Origin of the sequence: Microbacterium sufflavum, from assembly GCF_023101165.1 — a bacterium.
GTDB classification, from domain to species: domain Bacteria; phylum Actinomycetota; class Actinomycetes; order Actinomycetales; family Microbacteriaceae; genus Microbacterium; species Microbacterium sufflavum.
The window spans coordinates 1,686,376-1,710,966 of sequence record NZ_CP078076.1 but is presented as its reverse complement, the minus strand read 5'-3'; the positions used below and the strand labels follow the sequence as shown (position 1 = coordinate 1,710,966).

The following is a 24,591-nucleotide window of genomic DNA, read 5'->3' as shown; positions in this document are numbered from 1 at the left end:
GTCCGGCCGGTGCCGCGTGGCACCGGCCGGACACCGAAAGGACCCTCATGACCCGCGTGGCCTTCCAGCTCCAGGTGCGCCCCGAGCTGCTCGACGAGTACGTGGCCAGGCACTCCCCCGTGCGGCCGGAGATGCTGGCGGAGATCGCCGCCGCCGGACGACGCGACTACAGCCTCTTCCTCGGCGCCGGCGGCACGCTCTTCGGCTACTACGCGACCGACGACGACCGGGCGGCCCAGGCGTACCTCGCCGCGTCGCCCGTCGCCGCGCGGTGGGAGGCCGAGATGAGCCGCTTCTTCGTGGGCCTCGACGGCCGCCCCGATCAGGCCGCCACCTCCCTCACCGAGGTATTCCACCTCGAAGACCAGCTCGCCGCGGCGAGCGCCACCGACTCCTCCGCCACCACCGACACCGAAGGCCGTGCATCGTGAGCATCCTCACCCTCGACATCCTCGCCGCGCTCGAGAAGCAGAGCATCGAGCTGCCCAGCTGGGCCTTCGGCAACTCCGGCACCCGGTTCAAGGTGTTCGGCACGCCGGGCACCCCGCGCGACCCCTACGAGAAGATCGCCGACGCCGCCCAGGTGCACGCGCACACCGCCCTCGCGCCGACCGTGGCGCTGCACATCCCGTGGGACCTGGTCGACTCCTTCGACGACCTGCGCCGTCACGCCGAAGACCACGGCGTGACGCTCGGCACCGTCAACTCCAACACCTTCCAGGACGACGACTACAAGTTCGGCGCGCTCACGCACGAGGACGCCGCGATCCGCCGCAAGGCCATCGACCACCACCTCGCGTGCATCGACGTCATGGACGCCACGGGCAGCCGCGACCTGAAGATCTGGCTCGCCGAGGGTTCCAACTACCCCGGGCAGGCCGATCTGCGCGGTCGTCAGGACCGCCTGCACGACTCGCTGCAGCAGATCTACGCGCGCCTCGGCGACGACCAGCGGCTCGTGCTCGAGTACAAGTTCTTCGAGCCCGCGTTCTACCACACCGATGTGCCGGACTGGGGAACGTCGTACGCCCAGGTGAGCGCGCTCGGTGACAAGGCCCTCGTGTGCCTCGACACCGGTCACCACGCGCCGGGCACGAACATCGAGTTCATCGTGATGCAGCTGCTGCGGCTCGGCAAGCTCGGCTCGTTCGACTTCAACTCCCGCTTCTACGCCGACGACGACCTCATCGTCGGCGCGGCCGACCCGTTCCAGCTGTTCCGCATCCTGTTCGAGGTGATCCGCGGTGGCGGCCTGAACAATCCCGACGTCGCCTTCATGCTGGACCAGTGTCACAACGTCGAGGACAAGATCCCCGGGCAGATCCGTTCCGTGCTGAACGTGCAGGAGATGACCGCGCGTGCCCTGCTGGTGGACCGCGAGGCGCTGTCTGCCGCGCAGCGCTCGGGCGACGTGCTGACGGCGAACGCCGTGTTCATGGACGCGTTCTCGACCGACGTGCGCCCGGCGCTCGCGGAGTGGCGCGAGTCGCGCGGCCTGCCGGCCGACCCGATGGCCGCCTACGCGGCGTCCGGGTACCAGCAGCGCATCGCGGAGGAGCGCGTGGGCGGCGTGCAGGCCGGCTGGGGAGCCTGACCCACCGGCGCGAACCGTCGCTCGTCTGCCATGCTCGACGCATGTCCTCCCCCGACGAGAAGCCCTCCCGCCGCGGCGCGATCATCGGTCTGCTGTTCTTCGTGATCGGCACCCCGCTCGCGGTCTGGCTGCTGTACACGGTGCTGCCGTGAGCGCGGACCTCCACATCGCCGACCGGGTGCTGGACGGACCGCACGGCGCGCTGCGCGTGCGCCTCTACACCCCGGCGTCGCCGACCGGCGCGGGTCTCGTCTGGGCGCACGGCGGAGGCTTCGCGGGCGGCGACCTCGACATGCCGGAGGCGGATGCGGTGGCGCGGGCCTTCGCGGCGCACGGCATCGTCGTCGTGAGCGTGGACTACCGCCTGGCGCCGATGACCCCGGACTGGACGAGCCGCCTGGGCTCGCCGGAGCGCGGCGGCATCCACTACCCGGTGCCGCACGACGAGATGGTCGCCGCGTTCCGCTGGGCCGTGTCCTCCCCGATCGCCGCGCGGGGATGGGCGATCGGCGGCGCGAGTGCGGGCGGCAACCTCGCCGCCGGCGCCGCCCTGCGACTGACCCACGACGGCGGACCGGTCCCGGGCCTCGCGGTCCTGGCCTATCCGACGCTCCAGGCCGTTCAGGACGCCCCCACCCGCGAGCTGCGCGCCCTGCTGGACGCGCAGCCAGACGCCGACGTCTTCACCCCCGCGTTCGTGCGCGGCATGTACGAGAACTATCTGGGCGGACCGCTGGACGGCGCCGACGTCTACGCGATCCCGGGGACAGCCGCGCCCGCGCAGCTCGCGGCCTTCCCCCCGACGATCATGGTCAACGACGAGACGGACGAGCTGCGCATGTCGGGAGAGGCCTTCGCGCGCGCCCTCTCGGCCGCCGGCGTCGACGTCGACGTGTCGACCGAGCCGGGCACCACCCACGGGCACCTCAACCGCCCGGACGCCCCCGCGTTCGCGGCCACCGTCGAGCGCTTCGCCGAGCGCCTGCGACAGCTTCCCTGAGGTGCCGGGCGCCGTGGCCGCCTCAGCGGCTGGTGTAGCCGCCGTCGATGGGGAGCGAGACCCCCGAGATCATCGCGGCGCCGTCGCCCAGCAGGAAGACGATGGGGGCGGCGATGTCGTCTTCGGTGGCCCACCGGTGCAGAGGCATCGCGTCGAGGAAGGGACCCTCGATCTCGGGGCGTCCCCAGTACCAGGCCGACATCGGCGTCATCACCACGGTCGGGTTGACGCTGTTGACCCGGATGCCGTGGCCGCCCAGCTCGAGCGCCGAGACGCGCGTGATGTTGTCGAGCGCCGCCTTGGACGAGCCGTAGGAGATGTGCCCGGCGAGGGCGACGAGGCTCGCCTGGCTCGACACGTTCACGATCGCGCCGCCCTTGCCCACGCGGATCATCTCGCGCGAGGCGTACTTGGTCACCAGCAGGGCCCCGCGCGCGTTGATGCTCATGACCCGGTCGAACACCGAGATGTCGGTGTCCATGGGGGTGGCGATCTCGCCGCCCCAGCCGCCGCAGTTGACGACGCCGTAGAGGTCGCGGCCCTCGATCGCCGCGCGGATCTCGCCCTCGTCCTCGAGGTCGAAGGCGAGCGGCGTGGCGCCGGTCTCGCGTGCGATGTCGGCGACGCTCTCCGCGGTGCGGCCCGCGGCGAGCACGTCGGCGCCGGCCGCGACGAGGTGGCGGACGGTCGCGCCGCCGATGCCGCCGCCGGCGCCGGTGACGAGGATGGTGCGGCCCTGGAATTCGGTCATGCGCGTCTCTCTCCATCGAGGGGTGTTGTCCGGTGCCCCGGGTCGCTTGACACCGGTGACATGGCCAGCGTAGCGTGCTCCGCAGTCGCCCACATCGTCCCTCGCCCTCCGATGCCCCGCGTCGACCACAGGAAGACCACGAAGCCGTGATCCAGACCCCGCCGCCCGCGCCCGACTCCGACGTCGCGCTCTCCGACCTCGTGGAACGGGCGCGGCGCCTCGTCGCCGACGGCCGCCGCCGCATCCTCGGGATCGCCGGCACCCCCGGCGCCGGGAAGTCGACGGTGAGCGCCGCCCTCCTCGACGCGCTCGGGCCGCAGGCGGTGGTCGTGGGCATGGACGGCTTCCACCTCGCGAACGCCGAGCTCGTGCGCCTCCATCGCCGCGACCGCAAGGGCGCCCCCGACACCTTCGACGTCGCCGGCTACCTCGCCCTGCTGCGGCGGCTCCGGGCCCCGGCCGACGGCGTCGTGTACGCCCCCGCGTTCGACCGCGGGCTGGAGGAGCCGATCGCCTCCGCGATCCCGGTCCCCGCCGACGTGCCGCTGATCATCACCGAGGGCAACTACCTCCTGCACACCGGACACGGATGGGAGCGCGTGCGCGAGCTGCTCGACGAGAGCTGGTTCCTCGACATCGAGCCGGACACGCGCCGGCGGCGGCTGGTGGCACGACGTCGCAGCCACGGCCATCCCCTCGACGAGGCGACCGCGTGGGTGCGCGACGTGGACGAGGCGAACGCCGCCGTGGTCGAGGGGAGCCGCGCGCGCGCCGACCTCGTCGTGCGGCTCTCGTCACCCGCCGCCCCGGTCGCCCCGATCACCCTCTCGGCCGGGACGCTGCAGCGGCTGCCCGCCGCCGTCACCCGCCCCGCCTACGACCGCGCCCGCGTGCGACCCGGCATCGTGCACCTCGGCGTCGGCAACTTCCACCGCGCGCACGAGGCCATGTTCGTCGACCGGCTCCTGGCCGCGGGAGACGCGGACTGGGGTATCTCCGGCGTCGGCCTGCTGCCCCACGACGCCGCCATGCGCGACGCCCTCGCCGCGCAGGACGGGCTGTACACGCTCGTGACCGTGACGCCCGACGGCACGGAGTCGGCCCGCGTGATCGGCGCGCTCACGGAGTATCTCTTCGCGCCCGACGACCCCGAGGCCGTCCAGGCGCGCCTGAGCGACCCCGCCACGCGCATCGTCTCGCTCACGATCACCGAGGGCGGCTACGGGATCGACGAGCGCACCGGCGCCTTCGTGCCGCAGGACGCCGGGACCCTCGCCGACCTCGACGACGCCGCGCACGGGCGCGGTACCCCGCCCCGGAGTGCTCTCGGACACCTCGCCGCCGCCCTCGCCCGCCGCCGCGCGGCCGGGATCGCGCCGTTCACCGTCCTGTCGTGCGACAACATCCCCGGCAACGGCGGCGTCGCCCGCACAGCTCTCAGCGGCTTCGCCGACCGGCTCGACCCGGAACTCGGGGCCTGGATCCGCACGAACGTGGCGTTCCCCCCTTCGATGGTCGACCGCATCACCCCGGTGACCACCGACGAGACCCGCGCGCTCGTCCGGGAGCGCTTCGGCGTGGACGACCGGTGGCCGGTGCGCTCCGAGGACTTCGTGCAGTGGGTGCTCGAGGACCGTTTCCCGCTCGGCCGCCCGGCGTTCGACACGGTCGGCGTGCAGCTCGTCGACGACGTCGAGCCGTACGAGCTCATGAAGCTCCGGCTGCTGAACGCCTCGCACCAGGCGATGAGCTACCTCGGCATCCTCGCCGGGGCGACCATGGTGCACGAGGTGTGCGCGGACCCGCTCTTCCGCACCTTCCTGCGCGGGTACATGCATCAGGAGGCCGTTCCCACCCTGCGACCCGTACCGGGCATCGACCTCGACGCGTATGGGGAGCAGCTGCTCGCCCGGTTCGGCAGCACGGCCGTGCGCGACACCCTCGCCCGGCAGGTCGTGGACGGCTCCGACCGCATCCCCACCTTCCTGCTCCCGGTCGTGCGGGAGCGGCTCGCCACGGGCGGCTCGATCGCGCACGCCGTGCTCGTGCTCGCGGCCTGGAGCGTCTTCCTCGAGGGTGTCGCGGAAGACGGGACACCGACCCCGGTGTCCGACCGCCGGCTCGCCCTGCTGCGCGCGGCGGTGGCCGCCGAGGCCGCGGAACCCGGCGCGTTCCTGGACTGCACGGAGGTCTTCGGCGATCTGGGGCGCGACGCACGGCTGCGGGCGGAGTTCGTCGCCGCGCGCGCCTCGCTCCGCACGCTCGGGGCCCGCGCGAGCATCGCCGCCCTGGGCTGACCCGCGGGTCGAGGGGCTCAGACCGGGGCGGCCCCGGTGCGGCACGACTCGCGCTCGACCAGGTCGACGTCGATCACCGCGACCGCCGGCCCTGCGGGCTCCGCACCGCCGAGCCGGTCGAAGATGCGCTCCGCGGCGAGCGTGCCCAGGCGATACGGGTCCTGGTCGATCACGGTGAGCGCCGGCGTCAGAACGTCGGCCATCGGGAAGTCGCCGAAGCCGACGATCGCGAGGGGCTCGTCGCGCAGCGCCGCGGCGAGCGCCATCGAGCACCGCGCGTTGGCCGAGAAGAGGGCGGTGGGCGGGTCGTCGAGGGCCCGCAGCTGCGCCACCGCCTGCCGCGCCGCCTCCCGATCCGAGACGCCGGACCGCACCAGCTCAGCGTCGGCCGCGATCCCCGCCTCCGCGAGCCCGCGTCGCCAGCCCTCCAGCCGGTTCGCCTCGGTGGACAGGTGCACGGCGTCGCCGACGTAGGCGATCCGCCGGTGCCCGTGGCCGATCAGGTGCTGCACCGCCACCACGGCCCCGCGCTCGTCCGCCTCGACGAACGTGTCGGCGTCGAGGCCGACGGGCGCCCGGTCGACGAACACGATCGGCGTGTGCTCGCGCCACCGCTCCAGCCAGGAGTGGTCGACCCCGACCGGGGCGATCACCAGTCCCGACAGCTGCCGGCCGAGCATCGACTCGATCGCCGGACGCTCCCCCTCCGGGTCGGACCCCAGACTCGTGACGAGCGTGGACAGTCCGCGCCCGCGCGCGACGTCTTCGATGGCGCGGGCGATCGAGGCGAAGAACGGGTCGACGATGTCGGGCACCGCGACCCCGATGACCGAGGTCCGCCCGGCGCGGAAGGTGGTGGCCAGCACGTTGGGGACGTAGTTGAGCTCGCGCATGGCCTGCTCGACCAGGGCTCTGGTGTGCGGCAGCACGTGCGGGTCGTCGTTGAACACGCGCGAGACCGTCTTGGTGCTCACGCCGGCGCGCGCGGCGACGTCACGCATGGTCGTCACAGGTACCTCCTCGCCCCCGGGGCGGGGCAGCCTCCGGCCACCCTACCGGCCGCGCCGCGCTCAGCCGCGCCCGTCGACCGCGGCGGCCAGCTCGCGAAGTCGCGGCAGCGCGCGGGTCGTCAACAGTTCCTCGCGGCGGGCGGCGTCGTACGAGAGGCTGTCCTTCCACAGCGAGCGTCCGGCCATCGCTCCCGCCGCCCCGTTCGCGACCGCCGTGGTGACCTGACCGATGAAGGTCTCGTGGTCGACCCCGGCCGACAGCACCGCCCACGGCACCCCCTGGGCCGCCTCGGTCACCGCGGCGCTGGCCTCGGCGGATCCCGGGTACTGCAGCTTGAGGATCTTCGCACCGGCCGCGACGGCGAGCGCGGCCCCCTCGGCGACGAGCGCCGGGAAGGCGTCCGCGTACTCCTCCTCGGTCTCGTCGTCGAGGCGGTAGGTGAGCAGCTCGACGATCAGCAGGAGTCCCTCCGCCTCGCACTCGGCGATGAGCGCGCGCATCTCGTCGGCGACGCGGGAGTCGCGCCCCTGCCGGTCGGGCCGCGTGTAGTAGAGCATCTTGGCGACCCCGCCGCCGAGCTCGCGCACCGTGCGCGGGGTGACGCCGGGCACGAAGCGGGTGTAGCGCAGACCGTCGACGGTCTCGAAACCGGACGCGTCGAGGCCCACCACGAGGGCGGTGTCGCGGTCGAGCACGCCGTCGTCGACGACGGCCGGCAGGGCGACCTCGGGGTCGAGCAGGATGGCCGGCGCGTGCACGGCCAGGTGGCGCACGAGGTCGGCCTTCACCGCCGACAGCTCTTCGCGGGTGATGGCGTCGGGGCCGCCCGGTGCGTCGGGGATGGCGGCCTTCATGCCGTTGCGCTGGTCGGCGGCGACGATGAGCATGCCGCCGTCGGGGGTGGAGAGGGACTGCAGGGCACGGCGTTCGAGCGTCGTGAGCGGGTTGGCGACGGTGCGGGTGAGCATGGGTTCCTCTTCTCGTGGGCAGAAACCGATGATCCGCGGAAAATCAACCATGACACCGGTGTCTTTCTCTTCTATGGTGGGGGTATGACCGAGACCTGTCAACCGTCGGACGCCCGCGTGGTCGTCGTGGCCGGGGTCGCGGGAAGCGGCAAGACCACCCTCGGCCGCGCCCTCGCCGCCGAGCTCGGCGTCCCGCTCCTCGACCTCGACGCCGTCACGACCCCCCTCCTCGATGCGCTCCCGCCCGAGCTCTGGGACGGCCACTGGCTGCGCGGGCCGCACGCCGCCGCCGTACGCGAGGGTCGCTACGCCGCGCTGCGGGCCGTGGCCGCCGACGCCGTCGCCACCGCGGGCGGAGCCGTGCTCGTGGCGCCCTTCACGCGCGAGCTGCAGGGCGGAGCGGCGTGGGAGCTGCTCCGCGCCGCGGTGGCTCCGGCGACCCCGCACGTGCTCCACCTCACGGGCGACCCCGACCTGCTCGCCGCGCGACGTGCCGAACGGGCGACCCCGAGAGACCTCCACCGCGCCGACGAGACCCCGCCGCCCCCGGCGATCCCGGTGACCCGCATCGACGCCGACCTGTCGACCGCGCAGCAGCTCGCGCGCGTGCGCGTCGTCGTCGGGCCGCGTCCGTCGCTCGACCCCGACGCCGTGGTCTTCCGCCGGACGTTCGACGCGGTGCTGTTCGACCTCGACGGCACCCTCGTCGACTCCACCGCCTCGGTCATCCGGTCGTGGCGCCGCTTCGCCGCCCACTACGGCGTCTCCGCCGAGGCCCTGCACGAGAACCACGGGCAGCCCGCTCACGTGCTCGTGTCGCGGCTGCTCGCCCCCGCGCAGCACACCGAGGGCCTCGACCGCATCCTCGACCTGGAGCTCTCCGACGCGGTCGACCTGCCGAGCGTGCCGGGAGCGCGGGCCCTCTACGACGCGGTCCCCGCGCACCGGCGCGCCATCGTCACCTCGGGAGCCGCACCCCTCGCCGCCGCGCGACTGGCGGCCGCCGGGTTCGCGGCACCGGGGGTGTTCGTCACCGCCGACGACGTCACCCGCGGCAAGCCCGACCCCGAGCCGTTCCGCACCGCGGCGACCCGCCTGGGAGTGGACCCCGCGCGCTGCCTCGTGGTGGAGGACGCAGCCGCGGGGATCGCGGCCGCCCGGGCCGCCGGCTGCACGGTGCTCGCGGTCACCGGCACGGTCGACGCCGAGGCGCTGCCCGCCGACCTGGTCGTGGACGGCCTCGACCGCGTCGCGCTCACCGCCGACGCCGACGGCCTGCACCTGCGCCCGCTCGGCTGACGGGCGCCCGGGGCGGGGTCAGACCGCCGGTTCGGTCAACCGCGTCACCGGGTCGGGCTCGTCCGTGACGACCGCGCGCGGCGCCGCCTCCACCGCGTCGAGCAGCGTGGTCGGACGGCTCACGGCGAGCGCCCCCCAGGAGGCCGCGGTCGCCGCCGCCGTCGTCAGCGCCGCCCGTCCCCCGGACGCGCCGCCGAGACCGTGCAGGAACCCGGCGAGAGAGGCATCGCCCGCGCCCGCCGTGTTCACGACGGCCGGAGCGACCGCCCGCGCGTGGACCACCGCCGCGTCCGTCACGACCAGCACGCCGTCGGCCCCCATGCTCGTGTACACCGTGGCGACACCGCGGGCGACCAGCTCGCGCGCGGCCGCCGTCACCTCGCCGACCGTGCGCAGCGGACGCCGCACGAGCTCGGCGAGCTCGTGCGTGTTCGGCTTCAGCAGCGCCACCTCCGCCGGGTCGGCCACCAGCTCCGCGAGCGCGGCGCCGCTGGTGTCCACGGCCACGCGCACCCCGGCGCCGCGCACCGCGCGTACGACGTCGGCGATCCGGGCCTCGGCGCCGGTCACCTCCGGGAGCGTGCCCGACACCACCAGCCACGAGGCGGCGAGCGCGCGGCACGCCCCCACCACGGCGGACCGCGTCTCCTCCCAGGCCGCGGGTGTGAGCGGCGGCGTCGGCGCGTTGACCTTCGTGGTGGCACCGCCCGCATCGATGATCGACGTGTTGACCCGGGTGGCCCCCGGCACGGTCACGATCCGCAGCACGTCGGCCAGCGGCGACTGCGCCGCGAACGCCACGTCGTCCGCCCCGAGCACCACCACCGCCGCGGTGGCCACCCCGGCCGCGCGCAGCGCCGCCGACACGTTCACGCCCTTGCCGCTGACCTCCCGCTCCCAGCCGGACGCGCGCACGAAGGCTCCGCGCTCGAGCGGGACGGGCAGCCGGTATGTGGCATCGATCGCCCCGGCCGCCGTCAGCGTCACGACGGGCCCGGCGGTCGCCTCCGGCAGCGCACGCGGCTCGGTCACGGCTGATCCCCCCGCTCAGATCGGCTGCCCGGTCGGCAGCAGCACCAGGTCGCGCACGACCACGTGCGCCGGCCTGGTCAGCATGAACAGCATCGCATCCGCCACGTCCGACGACCGGATGCCCGTGCCCTCGGCGATGCGCTCCGCCTCCTCGGGCGAGCCGTGCGCGAAGCCCCACAGCGGATTGAGGACGACCCCGGGCGCGATCGCCCCGATGCGCACCCCGCTGTCGGCGTACTGACGACGCACCGTGTGCACGAACGACTGCACGGCGTGCTTGCTGGCGGAGTACACCGGCTCCCACTCGATGTCCTGGTGCCCCGACACCGAGCTCGTGACGAGGATGTCGCCGCTGCCCTGCGCGAGCAGCGGGGGGAGCGCCGCGCGCACCAGCGCCATCACACCGGTGACGTTGGTGGCCACCACCGCCGCGATCTGAGCGACCGTCGCATCGGCGAGATCGCCGCCGAGATAGATCCCCGCGTTGGGCAGCACGATGTCGAGGCGGCCGTGGCGGCGCAGGGTCTCGGCCACGACGTCCTCGGCGCTCTGCGGCTCCGACACATCGGCGGCGATCGTCGTGACCCGCTCCGGATGCTCCGCGGCGAGCGCCGCGAGCCGCTGCTCGTCGCGCGCCACAGCGACCACGTGGCAGCCGGCTGCCGCGAGCGCCTGCGCGGTCGCCAGCCCGATGCCCGAGCTCGCCCCGGTCAGCAGCGCCACCCGGTCCTTCACCGACACACCGCTCATCGTTCCCCTCCTTCTGCGAGCAGCGCCCGCCGGTAGATCTCATCGGGCCGGGTGTCGATGCGCCGCACCTCGTCGGCCGGCATGAACCGCACCCCGCCCAGCGTCTCGGCACCGATGATCGCCCGCGCGCACTTCTGCGCCATCGCGGTCATCCCGATGACCTGGTCGGCCGTCGCGCCGGTGGCGAACATCCCGTGGTTCTGCAGGTACACGGTGACGGGCGGCGAGCCGTGGGCGTCGATGTGCCCCGCGAGCCGCGCCCGCACCTCCCGCGCGAGGGCGAGACCCGGATCGATGTAGGGCACCAGCAGCGGGGTCGCTCCGAGCACCACGATCTGGTCGGGGAACAGCGCACCCTCCACCAGCAGCTCGGGTCGCTGCGAGCACAGCACGGCGTTCACCGCGGTCGGATGCGCGTGGGCGATCACCCGCGCCGGCGTCTGGTCGTAGAGCACCACGTGCAGCAGCGCCTCGACCGAGGGCCGTCGTCCCTCCGCCTCCGCGACCCGGTCGAAGTAGCGGTCGACATCGGCGCCCGTCGCGCGCTCGTCGTCGATGAGCTCGCGCGCCTCGGCGAGCACCAGCGGCACGAAGTCCTCCGGGCGGGCGGCCCCGAGCACGGCGCCCGAGGCCTTGACCAGCATCGTGTCGCCCTCGCGCATCGAGGTGTTGCCCTCGCCGAGGACGGCCGCGTCGAGGGCGGGGTCGCCGAGGCGGCGGCTGAGGGCGGCGAGCAGCTCACGCGAGGTCATGCAGGGGCTCCGATCGGGTGGGGGCGGGGTGGTGGACGCGCGGCGGGCCGTCGCCGTCGTCGACCGGGAGGGCACGGGCGGTCGCGGCGTCGGGCAGGTCGCCGGCGGCGAGCGCGACCTGCAGCAGCACACCGCGGACGGATGCCTCGACGGGCCCGGCGATGACGGGAAGCCCGCCGCGGGCGGCGGTGCGGGCGCACAGCAGGGCGTTGCGCGCGCCGCCGCCGACGATGCGGATGCGCTCCAGGGTGCGTCCGCTCCGGCGGGCGGCGAGCGCGACGGTGTCGGCGTAGGCGACGGCGAGGCTGTCCACGATGGCGCGGACGAGGTCGGCCCTGGTGGACGGCGGCTCGGCCCCGCCCTCGACGCACGCCCGCACCAGCCGCGCGACCAGGTCGTCCGGGGCCTGCAGCGCGGGGTCGGCGGGATCGAAGAGACCGGGGTAGGACGACCGGGCCGCCGCGTCGAGCAGCGCGGTGAGCATGTCGAGCGACGGCTCGGCCTCGCCGTCGGCGGCGGCCCACTCGCGCAGCGTCTGCTGCAGCAGCCACATGCCGCTGAGGTTCTTCACCAGCAGGGTGTCGCCCCCGGCGCCGATCTCCTGGGTGAAGCCGTCGCGGCGGGCGCGGTCGTCGCGCAGCAGCGCGGGCAGGGCCACCCCGGCCACCCCCCAGCTCCCGCTGGAGACGACACCGGTCCCCTCGTCGTCGGCGGCGGTCACGGCCATGAATGCGGCGGCGGTGTCGTGCGCCGTCACCGCGAAGACGGGCACCGGGTGCGCGGCGCCGATCGCCGCGGTGACCCGGGCGGTGGTGGGCCCGGCCGACGATCCCGTCGGCACCACGGGAGGGAGCCGGGCGGGAAGACCCGCGGCGAGCGCGGCCGACCAGTCCCCGGTCGCCCGGTCGAGCAGCGCGGTGGTCGAGGCGAGCGACGGCTCGGCCCCCACCCGCCCGGTGAGCAGGTGCACGACGATGTCGGCGGTCAGCAGGATCGTGTCGTCGGGGTCGCCGATGCCCGCGGACTGGTCCTGCCGCAGCTGATGGGCCGTGTTGATGGCCTGGTCGAGCACCCCGGTGACGACGTAGTCGGCGGCGAGGTCGCGGCCGGCAGAGGTGCGGGCCGCGAGGTCCGGGTCGGCAGCGCGGTGGTGCCGCACGAACGGACGCAGGGCGCCGTCGACGGTGAGCCGGGCGTAGTCCACGCCCCACGCGTCCACGCCGATGCCGCGCAGCTCCGCTCCCTCCTCCGCGGCGATCGCGACGCCCGCGCGGAGTCCGGCGAGCACGCCGTCGAAGAGCGCAGGCACGTCCCACCCGAGCCCCTCGGCGCGCGGCACCGGGGTGTTGGGGAACCGGGCGGCCTCCCGGACCTCCATCCGGGGCCCTTCCGGCGCGTCGGGGCGCAGCAGGCCGACCATGATGCGCAGGCTCGACGAGCCCAGGTCGACGGCTAGGTAGGCGGCCGTCATGTCAGATCGCGGTGTAGCCGCCGTCGATCACCAGCGTCTGCCCGGTGAGGTACGACGAGGCCGACGAGGCGAGCAGCAGGAGCAGGCCGTCGAGGTCGGCGGGCACGCCCATGCGGCCGGCCGGGATCATCGACACCCAGTCGGCGGCCAGCTCGGGGTTGGCCTCGGTGAACTGGCGGGTCATGTCGGAGAGGATGTAGCCGGGCGCGATGGCGTTGACCCGGATCGCGGGCGCCCACTCCACGGCGAGCGACTTCGCCAGCTGGTCGACGGCGGCCTTCGACGCGTTGTACGACGCCTGATGCTGGGGCACGTTGACCACCCGGCCCGACATCGACGAGATGAGGATCGCGGACCCCTCGCGGCCCTCCGCCCGCAGCGGTCGGGCGAAGGCCTGCGAGCAGTAGAACGTGCCGCTGAGGTTCACGTCGACGACCTTCGCCCACGTGCCGGGATCGACCTCGGTCGAGTCGCCCCAGATGGTGATGCCGGCCGCGGTCACCAGCAGGTCGGCGACGCCGAGCTCCTCGCGCACGGCCGCGAAGGCGCGCTCGACCGAGTCGGCATCGGTGACGTCGACCAGGGCGGCGGCGGTGCGGGCTCCGGTCTCGGATGCCAGCCGCGCGGCGGACTCCTCGACCTCGGGCAGCAGGTCCAGCAGCGCCACGCGCACACCGGCGCGGGCGAGGGCGGTGGCGAGCGAGTAGCCGATGCCGCGGGCGCCTCCGGTGACGACGGCAACCTTTCCGGCGAGATCAGGGAAGCTCATGGGGTCCTCTCGGGGGTGACTCCGGCGACCGGGGGATCCCCGGTCGCCGGAGGGGGTGTCAGCAGGTCGACTTGTAGACGGCGTCGGCGCCGTCGGTGTCGATGTTCTCCTTGGTGATGACCGTGAACCCGGTCTGGATCTTCTCCTCGGTGGCGTCTCCCTCGAGGGCGGCGAGCGCCTGGGCGACGCCGTCCTTGCCGATGGTGGCCGGCTCCTGGGCGACGAGCGCCTGGACGACGTCGTTGCGGAGCGCCTCGACCTGCGCGGGTCCGGCGTCGAAGCCGACCACGGTCACCTCGCCCTGCTTGCCGGCCTGCTGGATGCCGGTCGCGGTGCCCTCGGCGGCGAACAGGTTGGCGGCGAAGATGCCGACGATGTCCGGGTTGGCCTGCAGCGCGGCGGTCACGATGCGGGCGGCCTCCGCGGGCTCGTTGTGCGAGTACTCGATGCCCAGCGACTCGAACTTCGAGTCCTCGGCGACGGCCTTCTCGAAGCCCTCACCGCGCGCGTCCGACGTGGAGATGCCGGGGTCAATCGAGACCACGAGCACCTTGCCCCCCTCGGGGTGCGCCTTCTGGATGGCCTCGAACGCCGCGGCGCCACCGCCCTCGTTGTCCGACGCGATCTGGGAGACCGCCATCGACGGGTCCTCCAGGGTGGTGTCGACGAGGACGACCTTGATGCCGGCGTCGGCCGCGGCCTGGATGGGCGCCTGCATCGCGGTCACGTCGGTCGGGGCGATGAGCAGCGCGTCGGGCTTGGAGGCGACGAGCGCATCGACGATCGGCTTCTGCAGCGTCGGGTCGAACTTCTCCGGGCCCTGCACCTGCACCGTCGCTCCGGCCTCCTTGGCCGCTTCTTCGATGCCGCACTGCATGGAGATGTAGAACTCGTCTCCGGCCACGCCCTGCACGAACGCGATGTTGTAGCCGTCGTCGCCGCCGCCGGATCCGCCGTCGCCGCCCGCGTCTCCGCCCCCGCCTGCGCAACCGGCGAGGATGAGCGTCGCGGACGCGCCGAGTGCGGCGATGCTGATCGCTTTCCTGTTCCACTTCATTGTGATCACCGTTCTTCTCTTGACTGTGTGTGGATGGTGGTGGGCCGGGCGTCAGGTACGCCGGCCCCCGCTGACGAACTTGCGCCAGAGGCTCTGGGAGTTGCCGCGCATGGCGGCCGAGCGGCGGACCTGGTCGACGTAGACGGCGGTGATGAGCACCGCGCCGACGGCGACCTGCTGCCAGAACGGCGGCACGCCGGTGATGACGAAGCCGTTCTGCAGCACCGCGGGGATGAACAGGCCCACGACGGTGCCGACGATGGTACCGACGCCGCCGAAGAGGCTCGTGCCGCCGATGACGACCGCGGCGATCACGTTGAGGTTGGTCTGCGACTGCCCGGCGATCGCGGTGGTGGAGAACTGCGACAGCGAGAGGATGCCCGCGACGCCGGCGAGACCGCCGGAGAGGGTGTAGATCGCGATGAGGTGGCGGTCCACCTTCACGCCCACCCGTCGCGCGGCGAGCTCGCTCGATCCGACCGCGTAGGTGTGCAGGCCGAAGCGGGTGAAGTGCAGCACCACTCCGCCGATCACGATGATCACGAGGGCGATGACCGAGATGGTGGGGATCGTGCCGAGCACGTTGCCGTAGCCGATGGTGGTGGTCAGCACGGCGGGCACCTCACGGATGTCGACGCCGCCGGTGAGGATCTGCGCGAGGCCGAGCGACATGCCCAGCGTGCCGAGCGTGACGATCAGCGGCGGGATCTTCGCCTTGGCGATGAGGAACCCGTTGAGCAGTCCCCAGCCGATGCCGCAGGCGATCGCGACGAGGATGCCGACCACGGCCGTGCCCCAGCCCGCCCCGCCGATGGCGCGCATGACCATGGCCGAGACGACGCCGGAGAACACCAGCACCGAGCCGATCGACAGGTCGATGCCGGCCGTGATGATCACGTACGTCATGCCGACGGCGAGCACGGCGAGGATCGAGGCGTTCTGGATGATCAGCCGGAAGTTCGACCACTGCGCGAACGTGTCGGGTGCCAGCAGGCTGAACACGACGACGATCGCGATCAGCACGAGCAGGATCTGGAAGGCCTGGGCGCGGAGCAGGTTGCGGAAGTAGCCGTTCTTCGGCTCCTCGAGGGTGCCGATCGCCACGGTCTCCGTGGGGGGCTTCGTCGTGCTCATCGGTTCGGCTCCTTGTCAGCGGCGGAGGTCTCGGCGACGTCGCCTTCGGGGGCGACGTCGGCCACGGGCGGGGCGGCGTCGCGGGTCACGGCGCCGGTCATGAGGCCGACGAGCTCCTCCATGGAGGTGTCGGCGGCGGGGATGTTGGCGACGCGCGTGCCCAGGCGCAGCACCTGGATGCGGTCGGAGACCTCCATGACGTGCGGCATGGAGTGCGAGATGAACACCACGGCGATGCCCTTGTCGCGCACCCGGCGGATCGTCTCGAGCACGTTCTGCGTCTGCCGCACGCCCAGCGCCGCGGTGGGCTCGTCGAGGAACACCACGCGCGAGGCCCAGTGCACGGCGCGGGCGATGGCGATGGCCTGCCGCTGGCCGCCCGACATCTCCCCCACCGGTGAGGTGAGCGAGCGCACGGTGGCGCCCAGCTCGTCGAAGGCGGCCCGCGACTGGGCGCGCATCTCCTTGGTCTTCATGAAGCCGAGGGCGCCGGCGACGCCGGTCTGGCGCAGCTCGCGGCCGAGGTACATGTTCTGCACCGGATCGAGGTGGGGCGCGAGCGCGAGGTCCTGGTAGACGGTCTCGACGCCGAGCGCGCTCACCGCGGACGGCGTGGACATGTCGGCCTCTTCGCCGTCGAACAGGATCGTGCCGGAGTCGACGGCGAGGTTGCCCGAGAGCGCCTTGACGAGCGTCGACTTGCCGGCGCCGTTGTCGCCGATGAGGGCCGTCACCTCCCCCGGATACACCTCGAAGTCGACGTCGTTCAGCGCGCGCACGTGGCCGAACTGGCGCGAGAGTCCGCGCGCCTGGAGAACCGGAACCGTAGAACTGAGCGACATGGGTCAGCTCCTTCCCTTGCTGTTGTCGTGATCGGAGTGGCCGGAACGGAACGCCGCGGCCACGCTCTCGAAGTCGGTGCGGGTGCTCGCGGCGAACGCGGCGAACAGCGCGGCTCCGTAGGCGGTGGCCTCGTCGTGCGTGGCGACCGTGACATCGGGCAGCACGAGTCGGCGCGCGCGGACGACGCTCGCCATGCTCGACCAGCCCCCGGTCAGCACGGTCGAGGTGGGCGGCGCGACCTCGCGGTCCATGACCTCCATGAGCTCGGCGCACATGTCGTTGCCGTGCAGCAGCGTCGCGGTGAGCAGTTCCGCCGGGTCGAGGCCGTCGCCGTTCGCGACGATCTTCAGCTCGCCGTCGTCGTTGCGGGCACCGCTGACCGCGAGGGCCCCGTCGGCGAGGGTGCCGGTGACGGGCAGCGCCATCACGGCTTCATCGATCCGCGCCCGGCCCGCGGCGTCGGCGATGCCCAGCAGCTGCAGCACGCGCCGCATGAGCAGACCGGACTTCGTGCCGGCGAGCAGCACGTATTTGCCCGGCAGCACATGACGCACGGTGTTGATGCCGGCGAGGGCGAGCCGTTCGCGCGCGTCGAACGGCAGCGGGCCGTCGAGCACCCGCACCAGCGCCTCGGCCGTGCCCATCGAGTCGTACAGCTGTCCGCTGTGGACGGCGCCCACCGCGACGGCGGAGACGAGGTGGTCGTGGCCGGCGACGGTGAGCACGGCGCCGCGGAAGCCGTCGGGCATGGCGTCGTCCGAGAGGATGCCCACGGCGCTGCCCGCGCCGACGCGCTCCGCGAGCAGGTCGTCGCCCACGCCGAGCACCTCGAAGGCGGCGTCCCACGGGGTGCTGTCGTCCTGGTCGAGCAGCCCGGTGCGCGACGCCAGGGAGTACTCGGCGACGCGGGGGCCGCCGAGGGCGTGCACCACCAGCTCCGGCACGGTGAGGAAGGTGCGTCCGCGCAGGTCCACCCCGGACTCGCGCAGGTGCAGGATCTTGGCGATGGAGGCCAGCGGGCCCACCGGCAGTCCGGTCCGTCCGAGGAACTCCGCGCGGAAGGCGTCGGGGGTGGCGAGGATCTCGGCGGCACCGCGCGGGTCGAACCAGGCCATGACGGGCGCCGCGGGCTCTCCGGCGGCGTCCAGCAGCACGCCGGCCTCGGCCATGCCCGACACTCCGAGCGCGAGCACGCGGTAGGGGCCGTGCACGCGCAGCAGGACGTCGGCCTCGTGGGCGAGCTCGCGGACGGTGTCGACGGCGACCGTGGCGGGCATCTCGGCGCGGCCGTGCTCACGGCTCGTCCACGGCGACCGGCGGCTCGCGACGAGCACCTGGCGTCCGTCGGTGTCGGCGACGAGGAGCTTGATGCTGGTCGATCCCATGTCGACCCCGACGACGTAGCCGTTCATCGGATCCCGGTCCCGGTGAGCGTGGTCGGCCATCCCGCGCCCGGCTCGGCGACGAGCACGCGCGCGTCACCCGCGAGATGCCAGGCGCCGAAGGCGTGCGGCACGGCGAAGGCCTGGCCGTGCGAGACGGCGATCCGGCCGGACGCGCCGACCAGCTCGCCCTCCCCCTCCTGCACCAGCACGACGCCGAAGCCGGCAGGGCGCTCGGTCGAGACGTTCCCGGCGACGGCCGCGTCCCAGAGACGGAAGAAGGGGTCGGCGGCGGCGGGCAGGAGCGAGCGGAAGCGCGGGCCGGCGGGCGTCGTGCCCGCGTCGCTGATCAGTGCGGCGAGCTGCTCGGGGGCGAGGCGGTCGGCCGAGACGGCGGGCATCACGGCGTCGAAGCCGAGGTCCAGGTGCGACTCCTCGCGGGTCGAGGTGGTGACCGACCACTCCAGCAAGATGGAGAAGTCGGTGGGCTCCTGCACCTCGGCGACGAAGATGCCGCCGTCGATGGCGTGCGCGGTGCCGGCGGGCACGAGGATGCCCATGCCCTCGCGCACGACGACGCGGTTCATGTGTGCGAGCATCCACTCGCTGTCCTGGGCGTCGCGTCGGCGGTCCAGCTCAGCCCGGTCGAGGTCGGTGTTCCAGCCGAGGTGCACAGCACTGTCGGGCTCGGTGTCGAGCACGAACCACGCCTCCGTCTTGCCGTACGGGCAGTCCAGGTGGCTCGTGGCGAACGCCCGGTCGGGGTGCACGTGCACGGGGAGGCGCTGCCGGGCGTCGAGCAGCTTGACCAGCAGTCCCACGTCGCCCGCGTCGGCTCCGCTCTCCGGGCCGGTCCAGGCCGCGGGGTCGGCGGTCACGAGGTCGCGCAGCGGGGCGCCGTCGGCGGTGACCGCGAGACCGGTGTCCGGCGTCCCGAACCGCGACACCGTCGCGCCCAGCCACTCCTCGGGCTGGTGGTCGGTCTCCGGCTCGATCCCGCGCAGCGCCGCGATGCGGTCGCCGCCGCGGTAGAAGTGCTGGACGGGGTTGGGCGGCAGCAGGACCGGGTTCATCGCAGGTCTCCGATCGGGCGGGCCGATGCGTCGCGCTCGGGGGCCATCTCGCCCGAGCCGCGGGCGATGAGGCGGGTGGGGACGACGATGTGCTCCGGCTCGGCCTGGGGGTCGGCGCCGAGCTGCATCAGCCGCCGGAACGTCGCCTCGCCGATCAGCCGGGGGTCCTGGTCGACGCAGGTGATGCCGGGGGTGAACACGTCGGCGAACTGGAAGTCGCCGAACGAGATCAGCGCGGGCATCGGCACGCGGTCGGCACTGAGCACGTGGATGGTCGCGATGGCGGCGGGGCTGGTGGCGCAGAAGAGGGCCGTCGGCGCGTCGGGGCGGGCGAGCAGCTCGCTAATCGACCGCTCTTCGCGGTGGCGGCCCTGCGCGATGATCAGGCTCTCGTCCACCTCGACCCCGGCCTCGGCGTGGGCGTCGCGGTAGGCGCTCAGGCGCTCGAACACGGTGGGGTACGGGATCTCCTCGCCGATGAAGCCGATGCGGCGGTGCCCGCGGGAGAGGAAGCCGCGGACGGCTTCGAGCGTGGCGCCGTAGTCGTCGACGACGATCGAGTCGATGCCTTCGCGCGAACGGTCGACGCAGATCACCGGGAACCGCTGCCGCAGCGCCGCGAGCTCGGCGGACTCGATCGCGAAGGGCGAGATGATGAGCCCGCGCAGGCGGTCGCCGGTGAGACGTTCGAGCTGTTCGCGCTCCTGTGCGGCGTCGTGCACGGTGCTGGCGAAGAGCACGTTGAGGCCCTCGGCGACGGCGAGCTCCTCGACGGCGCTGACGAACGCGGCGAAGAACGGGTCGGAGATGGCGTCGATGAGGATGCCGATGGTGTCGGTGTCGCCGCGCTTGAGCGACCGGGCGCGACGGTCGGGCACGAAGCCGAGCTCGAGCACCGCGGCGGCGACGCGTTCGCGGGTCTCGGGAAGCACGCCGCTCTCGCCGTTGACGACGCGCGAGACGGTCTTGATGCTCACGCCGGCGAGCTGCGCCACGTCGGTGATGCGCGCCCGGCGGCGCCCGTCACGCTGGGTGCCCACCGTCGCGCTCGACTCGTCGCGCTCGTGCTCCATTGCCACCTCGACATCGTTGTCATCGTTGAATCCGCGGCCATCGCGAGTTCGATGGGAACATCATGCGACCGGGTCGACAACGTTGTCAAGCGCCGATTCGAACGCAGCCCACCGCTGCGAGCGGTCACGCGCCGGGCATCACCTCGACGTCGACGCCCAGTTCGAGCACCCCGCCGGGCGCCAGCGGGCGCAGCAGTCCGCGAGCCCGCGCATCGGCCCGGCCGAGGATCGTCGGCACGGTCGCCGGCTCGATCCCCAGGACGACGTGGCCGCGCTCCTCGGCGACGCGCCACTGGAACAGCGCCGGCAGGCGTGCGGTGTCGACGGCGATGCGGACCGCCGCCCCGCGCGGGCTCGCGACGACGATGTCGACCCGCTCCCGAAGCGGCAGCTCGTGGCGGAACACCTGCTCGGGATACGACTCCGCCGGGGCCGGGAACCGGTCCCACGAGCCGAGGCCCGCCCGCGCCTGCGCGTCCCGGGGCTCGACAGCGGTCGCCGGCGAGTGCAGCACGGTCCCCTCGTCGACCAGCGGCCAGCCGAGGTTGAGGTGGTAGAGCACCATGGGCTCCACGGCGGCCGCCCCGCGGTTGACCACGTGGTCCTGCACCCGGACCAGGCGCGACCCGATCGGCGTGCTGATGCGGCGCCGGAGTTCGAGGTGCACCCCGAAGACCTCGACCTCGCGGACCGTGCCCTCGACCACGACCTCGCGGTCGGTCACCTCGGTGCGCGTGACCTCGGCGCGCAGCGACGAGTATCGGCCGTGCAGCGGATGCGCCTCACCCTCATCGACGGACGGCGCTCCGAAGCTGCGCAGTCCGCAGGTCGTCAGCAGCCCGCCCCCGAACGACCGGAGCCAGCCGTCGTCGTCCGGCCCGGGGACGATCGGGGGGAATCCGGTCGCCGAGGTCCACGCGAAGGGCATGCCCGCGACCCGCAGCTGCGCCAGGTCGAGGCCGCGATCGGGCAGGATCTCGAGGTCGAGGTCGCCGTTGACGACCCGGATCCGACGGCTCCCCGCGTCCGGTCCGTCGGTCCGCAGCGACGACTCCACCGTCACGGCCTGCCCGCGGTGTCCGAGCCGTCGCCAGGCCTCGTCGATCGGCGCCCCGTACAGCTCCGCCACCATCGCCCGCCCTTCTCCCGCGCCGTCCTGGCGCGCGTGCGGCCACCGTAGCAGGCGCTCGTCCGGCCCGGATCGTCGCGATTGACAACGTTGTCTCGTCTCTGCATACTGATCGTGCGCATCGCCGCGCCACCCTCACGCAGAGAGCACCATCGATGACGAAGCCTCGCCTCCACCGCCTGTTCCACGCCCGCTCCGGTCGCGCCCTCGACGTGGCCGTCGACCACGGGGCCTTCCACGAGCACTCGTTCCTCACCGGCATCGAGGACATGGCCGCGACCGTCCGCACACTCGTCGACGCGGGCCCGGATGCGATCCAGCTGACGCTCGGACAGGCCCCCCTGCTGCAGTCCGTTCCCGGCAAGCAGAAGCCGGGCCTCGTGCTGCGCACCGACATCGCCAACGTCTACAACGACCCGCTGGAGTCGCCGCTGCACTCGATCCACGTGCCCGACGCGATCGAGGTGGCGGTGCGGCTCGACGCGGTCGCCGTGTGCGTGAACCTGCTCGACCTCCCCGGCCACCCCGAGGTGCGCGAGCAGTGCATCCGGTCGATCCTCGCGCTGCGCACCGACGCCGAGCGCTACGGCATGCCCCTGATGATCGAGCCGCTGGTGATGCAGACCCGGGCGGGCGCGGGGGGTTATGCGGTGGACGGCGACACCGCCAAGATCGTCACGCTCGTGCGGCAGGCCAGGGAGCTCGGGGCCGACCTCATCAAGGCCGATCCCACCGACGAGATCTCCGACTACCACCGCGTCATCCAGGCCGCCGGCGACACCCCGGTCCTCGTGCGCGGCGGCGGACGCGTCGACGATCGCACGCTCCTCGAGCGCACGGTCGCCGTCCTCGCGCAGGGTGCCAGCGGCATCGTGTACGGCCGCAACGTCATCCAGCACGACGACCCCCGGGGCATCACCGCAGCCCTGATGGCCGTGGTGCACGACGACGCCTCGGTCGACGACGCGCTCGGCCTGATCGGAGCCGCGCGATGAGCGGGCGCCGCGTGAACGTCGGCATCATCGGCGGAGGTCTGATGGGCCGAGAGATCGCGGCGGCCCTGCGCCGCTGGCCCGCGCTCGTCGACCACCCCGCCGACCCGCAGCTCGTGGCGGTGTGCGACATCAACCCCGCGGCCCTGGAATGGTTCGCCGGGATCGACACCGTGCGCCTCACCACCACCGACCACCATGAGCTGCTGGCCGATCCCGACATCGACGTGGTCTACATCGCCGTCCGCCACGACCTGCATGAGCAGCTCTACGTCGACACGATCCGGGCGGGCAAGGCCCTGCTGGCCGAGAAGCCCTTCGGCATCGACGGGGCCGCCGCCGACGCGATCCTCCGGGCGATCGACGAGACCCCCGGGTCGTTCGTACGGGTGTCGAGTGAGATGCCGTACTTCCCCGGCGCCCAGTGGGCGGTCGACTACGTGCGCTCCGGGGCGCTCGGTCGCATCGTCGAGGCGCGCTGCGCGTTCCTGCACGCCAGCGACCGCGATACGGCGAAGCCGCTGAACTGGAAGCGCCAGCAGCGGTTCTGCGGCGAGGCCGGGGTGCTCAACGACCTCGGCATGCACACCTGGCACGTGCCGCTGCGCCTGGGCTGGATGCCCGAGACCGTCAGCGGCGTGCTGCAGGACATCGTCACCGAACGGCCGGGACCCGACGGCACCCCGCAGCCGTGCGACACCTGGGACAACGCCGTCCTGCACTCGTGGGCGACGCACGACGGGGCGCGGTTCCCGCTCACGACCGAGACCAAGCGGATCGCCCCCGGCGAGAAGAACACCTGGGAGTTCGAGGCGATCGGCATGGAGGGCGCCGTGCGCTTCAGCACCAAGAACCCCAAGGAGGTGCAGGTGTTCGCGCTGATCGACGTGCCGGGGGTCGGGCGCGAGCAGAGCTGGCAGCGCATCGACGCCGGCAGCCAGTCGGTGTGGCCCACGGTGACCGGGCCGAACTTCGAGTCGGGCTTCTCGGATGCGATCCTGCAGATGTGGGCGGCGTTCCTCGCCGAGCATCAGGGGCTCCTCGGCGACGGCTTCGGCACCGTGCGACCGGAGGAGGCGGCCGCGACGCATCGGATCTTCGCGGCGGCCATCGCCTCGCATCAGTCGGGCGCGGCCGTCGCGCCGCGCGGGTGAACGGCGCGCACGCTCCTATCGTGGAGAGGTGGTGAGCGGAGGGCGCACGATGCGCGGCAGCGGCAGGCCGACGATGAACGACGTGGCCGCCGCGGCGGGGGTCAGTCTGAAGACCGTCTCGCGCGTCATCAACGCGGAGCCCAACGTCGACCCCGCCCTGGCCGACCGCGTGCGCGAGGCCATCGACCGCCTCGGATACCACCGCAACGCCCTCGCGGCGAGCCTGCGCTCCGGCACCAACGACACCATCGGGTTCCTCGCCGCCGACCTCTCCAACTCCTTCTCGATGGGGATCGCCGCGGCCGTGTCGGCCGTCGCGTCACAGCGGGGTCTGCACGTCCTGATGGCCTCCAGCGAGGAGGATCCCGCCGTCGAGCGCCGCCTCGCCCTCGACCTCTGCCAGCGCCGGGTGGGCGGGCTGATCCTGGTCCCCGCCGCGACCGATCACGGCTACCTGGCGCCCGAGGTCGCCCACGGCACGCCGGTCGTGTTCCTCGACCGCCCGGGCGACGGCATTCCCGCCGACACCGTGCTGCTCGACAACCGCGGCGGTGCACGCGCGGCGGTCGCCGAACTGCTGGGCGGGCATGAGCGGATCGGGCTCCTGCTCGACGCGACGGAGATCTACACGATGCGCGAGCGGCTGGCCGGGGCCGAGGAGGCGTTCGCCGCCGCGGGCCGCGCGCTCGATCCGTCGCTCCTCGTCACGGGCATCCACACCCCGCAGGACGCCGCGGCTGCCACGGCGCGCCTCCTCGACGGCCCCCGCCCGCCGACGGCCCTATTCTGCGGCAACAACCGCGCGACGGTCGGAGCCCTCGAAGAGCTCACGCGGCGTGACGCCGACGTCGCGGTGACCGGCTTCGACGACTTCGAGCTGTCGTGGATGCTGCCGCGGCCGCTGCGCGTGGTGGCTTACGACGTCGCCGCACTGGGCGCCCTGGCCGCCACCACGCTCCTCGACCGCATCGCGGGGGACGCCGCCGCGCCACCCGCCCTGCACCTCGTGCCGACCACGCTCGTCGATCGCGGCGGTCGGCAGCGCACGCCCACCGGCTAG

Annotated in this window: 23 protein-coding genes; 8 read left to right on the top strand and 15 right to left on the bottom strand. The window is 73.3% G+C overall.

What is annotated here, in order from left to right; all coding sequences use genetic code 11:
• Positions 1 to 47 precede the first annotated feature (47 nt).
• The 3 genes from KV394_RS08355 (at position 48) to KV394_RS08345 (ending at position 2,594) form a co-directional block, all read left to right on the top strand.
• Positions 48 to 431 (top strand): L-rhamnose mutarotase, encoded by a 384-nt coding sequence (locus tag KV394_RS08355; RefSeq protein ID WP_247982788.1) that lies wholly within the window; start codon positions 48 to 50, stop codon positions 429 to 431.
• Positions 428 to 1,594 (top strand): L-rhamnose isomerase, encoded by a 1,167-nt coding sequence (gene rhaI / locus KV394_RS08350; protein ID WP_247982787.1) that lies wholly within the window; start codon positions 428 to 430, stop codon positions 1,592 to 1,594. Before KV394_RS08355 ends, rhaI begins: the two co-directional genes overlap by 4 nt.
• Before the next feature lie 148 nt (positions 1,595 to 1,742).
• The gene (locus KV394_RS08345; protein ID WP_247982786.1) at positions 1,743 to 2,594 is read left to right on the top strand and encodes an alpha/beta hydrolase fold domain-containing protein; all 852 of its coding nucleotides are present in this window, start codon (positions 1,743 to 1,745) and stop codon (positions 2,592 to 2,594) included.
• Positions 2,595 to 2,616: 22 nt separating this feature from the next.
• On the opposite strand, the gene KV394_RS08340 is transcribed toward KV394_RS08345, so the two are convergent.
• Positions 2,617 to 3,345: an SDR family oxidoreductase gene (locus KV394_RS08340; protein WP_247982785.1), complete on the bottom strand. Its 729-nt coding sequence runs from the start codon at positions 3,343 to 3,345 to the stop codon at positions 2,617 to 2,619.
• A gap of 146 nt (positions 3,346 to 3,491) precedes the next feature.
• On the opposite strand from KV394_RS08340, the gene KV394_RS08335 reads away from it, so the two are divergent.
• Complete coding sequence (locus KV394_RS08335) at positions 3,492 to 5,642, top strand: nucleoside/nucleotide kinase family protein (protein ID WP_247982784.1); 2,151 nt, start codon at positions 3,492 to 3,494, stop codon at positions 5,640 to 5,642.
• 17 nt (positions 5,643 to 5,659) lie between these two features.
• On the opposite strand, the gene KV394_RS08330 is transcribed toward KV394_RS08335, so the two are convergent.
• Both KV394_RS08330 and KV394_RS08325 read right to left on the bottom strand, forming a co-directional pair.
• Positions 5,660 to 6,643: a LacI family DNA-binding transcriptional regulator gene (locus KV394_RS08330; protein WP_247982851.1), complete on the bottom strand. Its 984-nt coding sequence runs from the start codon at positions 6,641 to 6,643 to the stop codon at positions 5,660 to 5,662.
• Between the two features lie 69 nt (positions 6,644 to 6,712).
• Positions 6,713 to 7,621, bottom strand: coding sequence for a tagatose-bisphosphate aldolase (locus KV394_RS08325; RefSeq protein WP_136028602.1), 909 nt, complete (start codon positions 7,619 to 7,621; stop codon positions 6,713 to 6,715).
• An 84-nt stretch (positions 7,622 to 7,705) separates the two neighbouring features.
• Here KV394_RS08325 and KV394_RS08320 point away from each other — a divergent pair, with 84 nt between their 5' ends.
• Complete coding sequence (locus KV394_RS08320) at positions 7,706 to 8,920, top strand: HAD-IA family hydrolase (RefSeq protein WP_247982783.1); 1,215 nt, start codon at positions 7,706 to 7,708, stop codon at positions 8,918 to 8,920.
• Between the two features lie 18 nt (positions 8,921 to 8,938).
• Here the strand turns inward: KV394_RS08320 and KV394_RS08315 are convergent, their stop codons facing one another.
• The 12 genes from KV394_RS08315 to KV394_RS08260 all read right to left on the bottom strand — a co-directional run bounded on the left by KV394_RS08315 (position 8,939) and on the right by KV394_RS08260 (position 21,388).
• Positions 8,939 to 9,952 (bottom strand): 1-phosphofructokinase family hexose kinase, encoded by a 1,014-nt coding sequence (locus tag KV394_RS08315; RefSeq protein ID WP_247982782.1) that lies wholly within the window; start codon positions 9,950 to 9,952, stop codon positions 8,939 to 8,941.
• 15 nt (positions 9,953 to 9,967) lie between these two features.
• A complete protein-coding gene (locus tag KV394_RS08310) occupies positions 9,968 to 10,702 on the bottom strand; it encodes an SDR family oxidoreductase (RefSeq protein ID WP_136036972.1) in 735 nt (244 codons plus the stop codon).
• On the bottom strand, positions 10,699 to 11,454 hold the full coding sequence (locus KV394_RS08305) for a class II aldolase/adducin family protein (RefSeq protein WP_247982781.1): 756 nt from the start codon (positions 11,452 to 11,454) through the stop codon (positions 10,699 to 10,701). Before KV394_RS08305 ends, KV394_RS08310 begins: the two co-directional genes overlap by 4 nt.
• Positions 11,441 to 12,925 carry a rhamnulokinase gene (locus tag KV394_RS08300; RefSeq protein ID WP_247982780.1) on the bottom strand — a complete coding sequence of 495 codons (1,485 nt, stop codon included), beginning with the start codon at positions 12,923 to 12,925 and terminating at the stop codon, positions 11,441 to 11,443. Before KV394_RS08300 ends, KV394_RS08305 begins: the two co-directional genes overlap by 14 nt.
• A gap of 1 nt (position 12,926) precedes the next feature.
• Positions 12,927 to 13,694 (bottom strand): SDR family oxidoreductase, encoded by a 768-nt coding sequence (locus KV394_RS08295; protein WP_247982779.1) that lies wholly within the window; start codon positions 13,692 to 13,694, stop codon positions 12,927 to 12,929.
• 58 nt (positions 13,695 to 13,752) lie between these two features.
• Positions 13,753 to 14,751 carry an ABC transporter substrate-binding protein gene (locus KV394_RS08290; protein ID WP_136028622.1) on the bottom strand — a complete coding sequence of 333 codons (999 nt, stop codon included), beginning with the start codon at positions 14,749 to 14,751 and terminating at the stop codon, positions 13,753 to 13,755.
• Positions 14,752 to 14,802: 51 nt separating this feature from the next.
• Positions 14,803 to 15,885: an ABC transporter permease gene (locus tag KV394_RS08285; protein ID WP_136028609.1), complete on the bottom strand. Its 1,083-nt coding sequence runs from the start codon at positions 15,883 to 15,885 to the stop codon at positions 14,803 to 14,805.
• Positions 15,882 to 16,727: an ATP-binding cassette domain-containing protein gene (locus KV394_RS08280; protein WP_136028610.1), complete on the bottom strand. Its 846-nt coding sequence runs from the start codon at positions 16,725 to 16,727 to the stop codon at positions 15,882 to 15,884. Before KV394_RS08280 ends, KV394_RS08285 begins: the two co-directional genes overlap by 4 nt.
• A gap of 3 nt (positions 16,728 to 16,730) precedes the next feature.
• The gene (locus KV394_RS08275) at positions 16,731 to 18,140 is read right to left on the bottom strand and encodes an FGGY-family carbohydrate kinase (RefSeq protein ID WP_247982778.1); all 1,410 of its coding nucleotides are present in this window, start codon (positions 18,138 to 18,140) and stop codon (positions 16,731 to 16,733) included.
• On the bottom strand, positions 18,137 to 19,183 hold the full coding sequence (locus KV394_RS08270; protein WP_247982777.1) for a class I mannose-6-phosphate isomerase: 1,047 nt from the start codon (positions 19,181 to 19,183) through the stop codon (positions 18,137 to 18,139). Before KV394_RS08270 ends, KV394_RS08275 begins: the two co-directional genes overlap by 4 nt.
• Positions 19,180 to 20,256 carry a LacI family DNA-binding transcriptional regulator gene (locus KV394_RS08265; RefSeq protein WP_206251804.1) on the bottom strand — a complete coding sequence of 359 codons (1,077 nt, stop codon included), beginning with the start codon at positions 20,254 to 20,256 and terminating at the stop codon, positions 19,180 to 19,182. Before KV394_RS08265 ends, KV394_RS08270 begins: the two co-directional genes overlap by 4 nt.
• A gap of 124 nt (positions 20,257 to 20,380) precedes the next feature.
• The gene (locus KV394_RS08260; protein ID WP_247982776.1) at positions 20,381 to 21,388 is read right to left on the bottom strand and encodes an aldose 1-epimerase family protein; all 1,008 of its coding nucleotides are present in this window, start codon (positions 21,386 to 21,388) and stop codon (positions 20,381 to 20,383) included.
• A 152-nt stretch (positions 21,389 to 21,540) separates the two neighbouring features.
• Between KV394_RS08260 and KV394_RS08255 the strand changes: the two genes are divergently transcribed.
• Genes KV394_RS08255 through KV394_RS08245 form a run of 3 tightly spaced genes read left to right on the top strand, consistent with a single transcriptional unit; the run spans position 21,541 to position 24,591 of the window.
• Positions 21,541 to 22,380, top strand: coding sequence for a class I fructose-bisphosphate aldolase (locus KV394_RS08255; protein ID WP_247982775.1), 840 nt, complete (start codon positions 21,541 to 21,543; stop codon positions 22,378 to 22,380).
• A complete protein-coding gene (locus tag KV394_RS08250) occupies positions 22,377 to 23,531 on the top strand; it encodes a Gfo/Idh/MocA family protein (protein WP_247982774.1) in 1,155 nt (384 codons plus the stop codon). Before KV394_RS08255 ends, KV394_RS08250 begins: the two co-directional genes overlap by 4 nt.
• Before the next feature lie 31 nt (positions 23,532 to 23,562).
• Entirely contained in the window at positions 23,563 to 24,591 is a 1,029-nt protein-coding gene (locus KV394_RS08245; protein WP_240753285.1) for a LacI family DNA-binding transcriptional regulator, read from the top strand.

What these genes read in the sequence shown, in the direction of transcription:
- KV394_RS08355 (WP_247982788.1), top strand. Translation starts at nt 48, where the DNA reads ATGACCCGCGTGGCCTTCCAGCTCCAGGTGCGCCCCGAGCTGCTCGAC.
- KV394_RS08340 (WP_247982785.1), bottom strand. Translation starts at nt 3,345, where the DNA reads ATGACCGAATTCCAGGGCCGCACCATCCTCGTCACCGGCGCCGGCGGC.
- KV394_RS08330 (WP_247982851.1), bottom strand. Translation starts at nt 6,643, where the DNA reads ATGCGTGACGTCGCCGCGCGCGCCGGCGTGAGCACCAAGACGGTCTCG.
- KV394_RS08325 (WP_136028602.1), bottom strand. Translation starts at nt 7,621, where the DNA reads ATGCTCACCCGCACCGTCGCCAACCCGCTCACGACGCTCGAACGCCGT.
- KV394_RS08320 (WP_247982783.1), top strand. Translation starts at nt 7,706, where the DNA reads ATGACCGAGACCTGTCAACCGTCGGACGCCCGCGTGGTCGTCGTGGCC.
- KV394_RS08310 (WP_136036972.1), bottom strand. Translation starts at nt 10,702, where the DNA reads ATGAGCGGTGTGTCGGTGAAGGACCGGGTGGCGCTGCTGACCGGGGCG.
- KV394_RS08305 (WP_247982781.1), bottom strand. Translation starts at nt 11,454, where the DNA reads ATGACCTCGCGTGAGCTGCTCGCCGCCCTCAGCCGCCGCCTCGGCGAC.
- KV394_RS08300 (WP_247982780.1), bottom strand. Translation starts at nt 12,925, where the DNA reads ATGACGGCCGCCTACCTAGCCGTCGACCTGGGCTCGTCGAGCCTGCGC.
- KV394_RS08295 (WP_247982779.1), bottom strand. Translation starts at nt 13,694, where the DNA reads ATGAGCTTCCCTGATCTCGCCGGAAAGGTTGCCGTCGTCACCGGAGGC.
- KV394_RS08290 (WP_136028622.1), bottom strand. Translation starts at nt 14,751, where the DNA reads ATGAAGTGGAACAGGAAAGCGATCAGCATCGCCGCACTCGGCGCGTCC.
- KV394_RS08285 (WP_136028609.1), bottom strand. Translation starts at nt 15,885, where the DNA reads ATGAGCACGACGAAGCCCCCCACGGAGACCGTGGCGATCGGCACCCTC.
- KV394_RS08280 (WP_136028610.1), bottom strand. Translation starts at nt 16,727, where the DNA reads ATGTCGCTCAGTTCTACGGTTCCGGTTCTCCAGGCGCGCGGACTCTCG.
- KV394_RS08275 (WP_247982778.1), bottom strand. Translation starts at nt 18,140, where the DNA reads ATGAACGGCTACGTCGTCGGGGTCGACATGGGATCGACCAGCATCAAG.
- KV394_RS08270 (WP_247982777.1), bottom strand. Translation starts at nt 19,183, where the DNA reads ATGAACCCGGTCCTGCTGCCGCCCAACCCCGTCCAGCACTTCTACCGC.
- KV394_RS08265 (WP_206251804.1), bottom strand. Translation starts at nt 20,256, where the DNA reads ATGGAGCACGAGCGCGACGAGTCGAGCGCGACGGTGGGCACCCAGCGT.
- KV394_RS08260 (WP_247982776.1), bottom strand. Translation starts at nt 21,388, where the DNA reads ATGGTGGCGGAGCTGTACGGGGCGCCGATCGACGAGGCCTGGCGACGG.
- KV394_RS08255 (WP_247982775.1), top strand. Translation starts at nt 21,541, where the DNA reads ATGACGAAGCCTCGCCTCCACCGCCTGTTCCACGCCCGCTCCGGTCGC.
- KV394_RS08250 (WP_247982774.1), top strand. Translation starts at nt 22,377, where the DNA reads ATGAGCGGGCGCCGCGTGAACGTCGGCATCATCGGCGGAGGTCTGATG.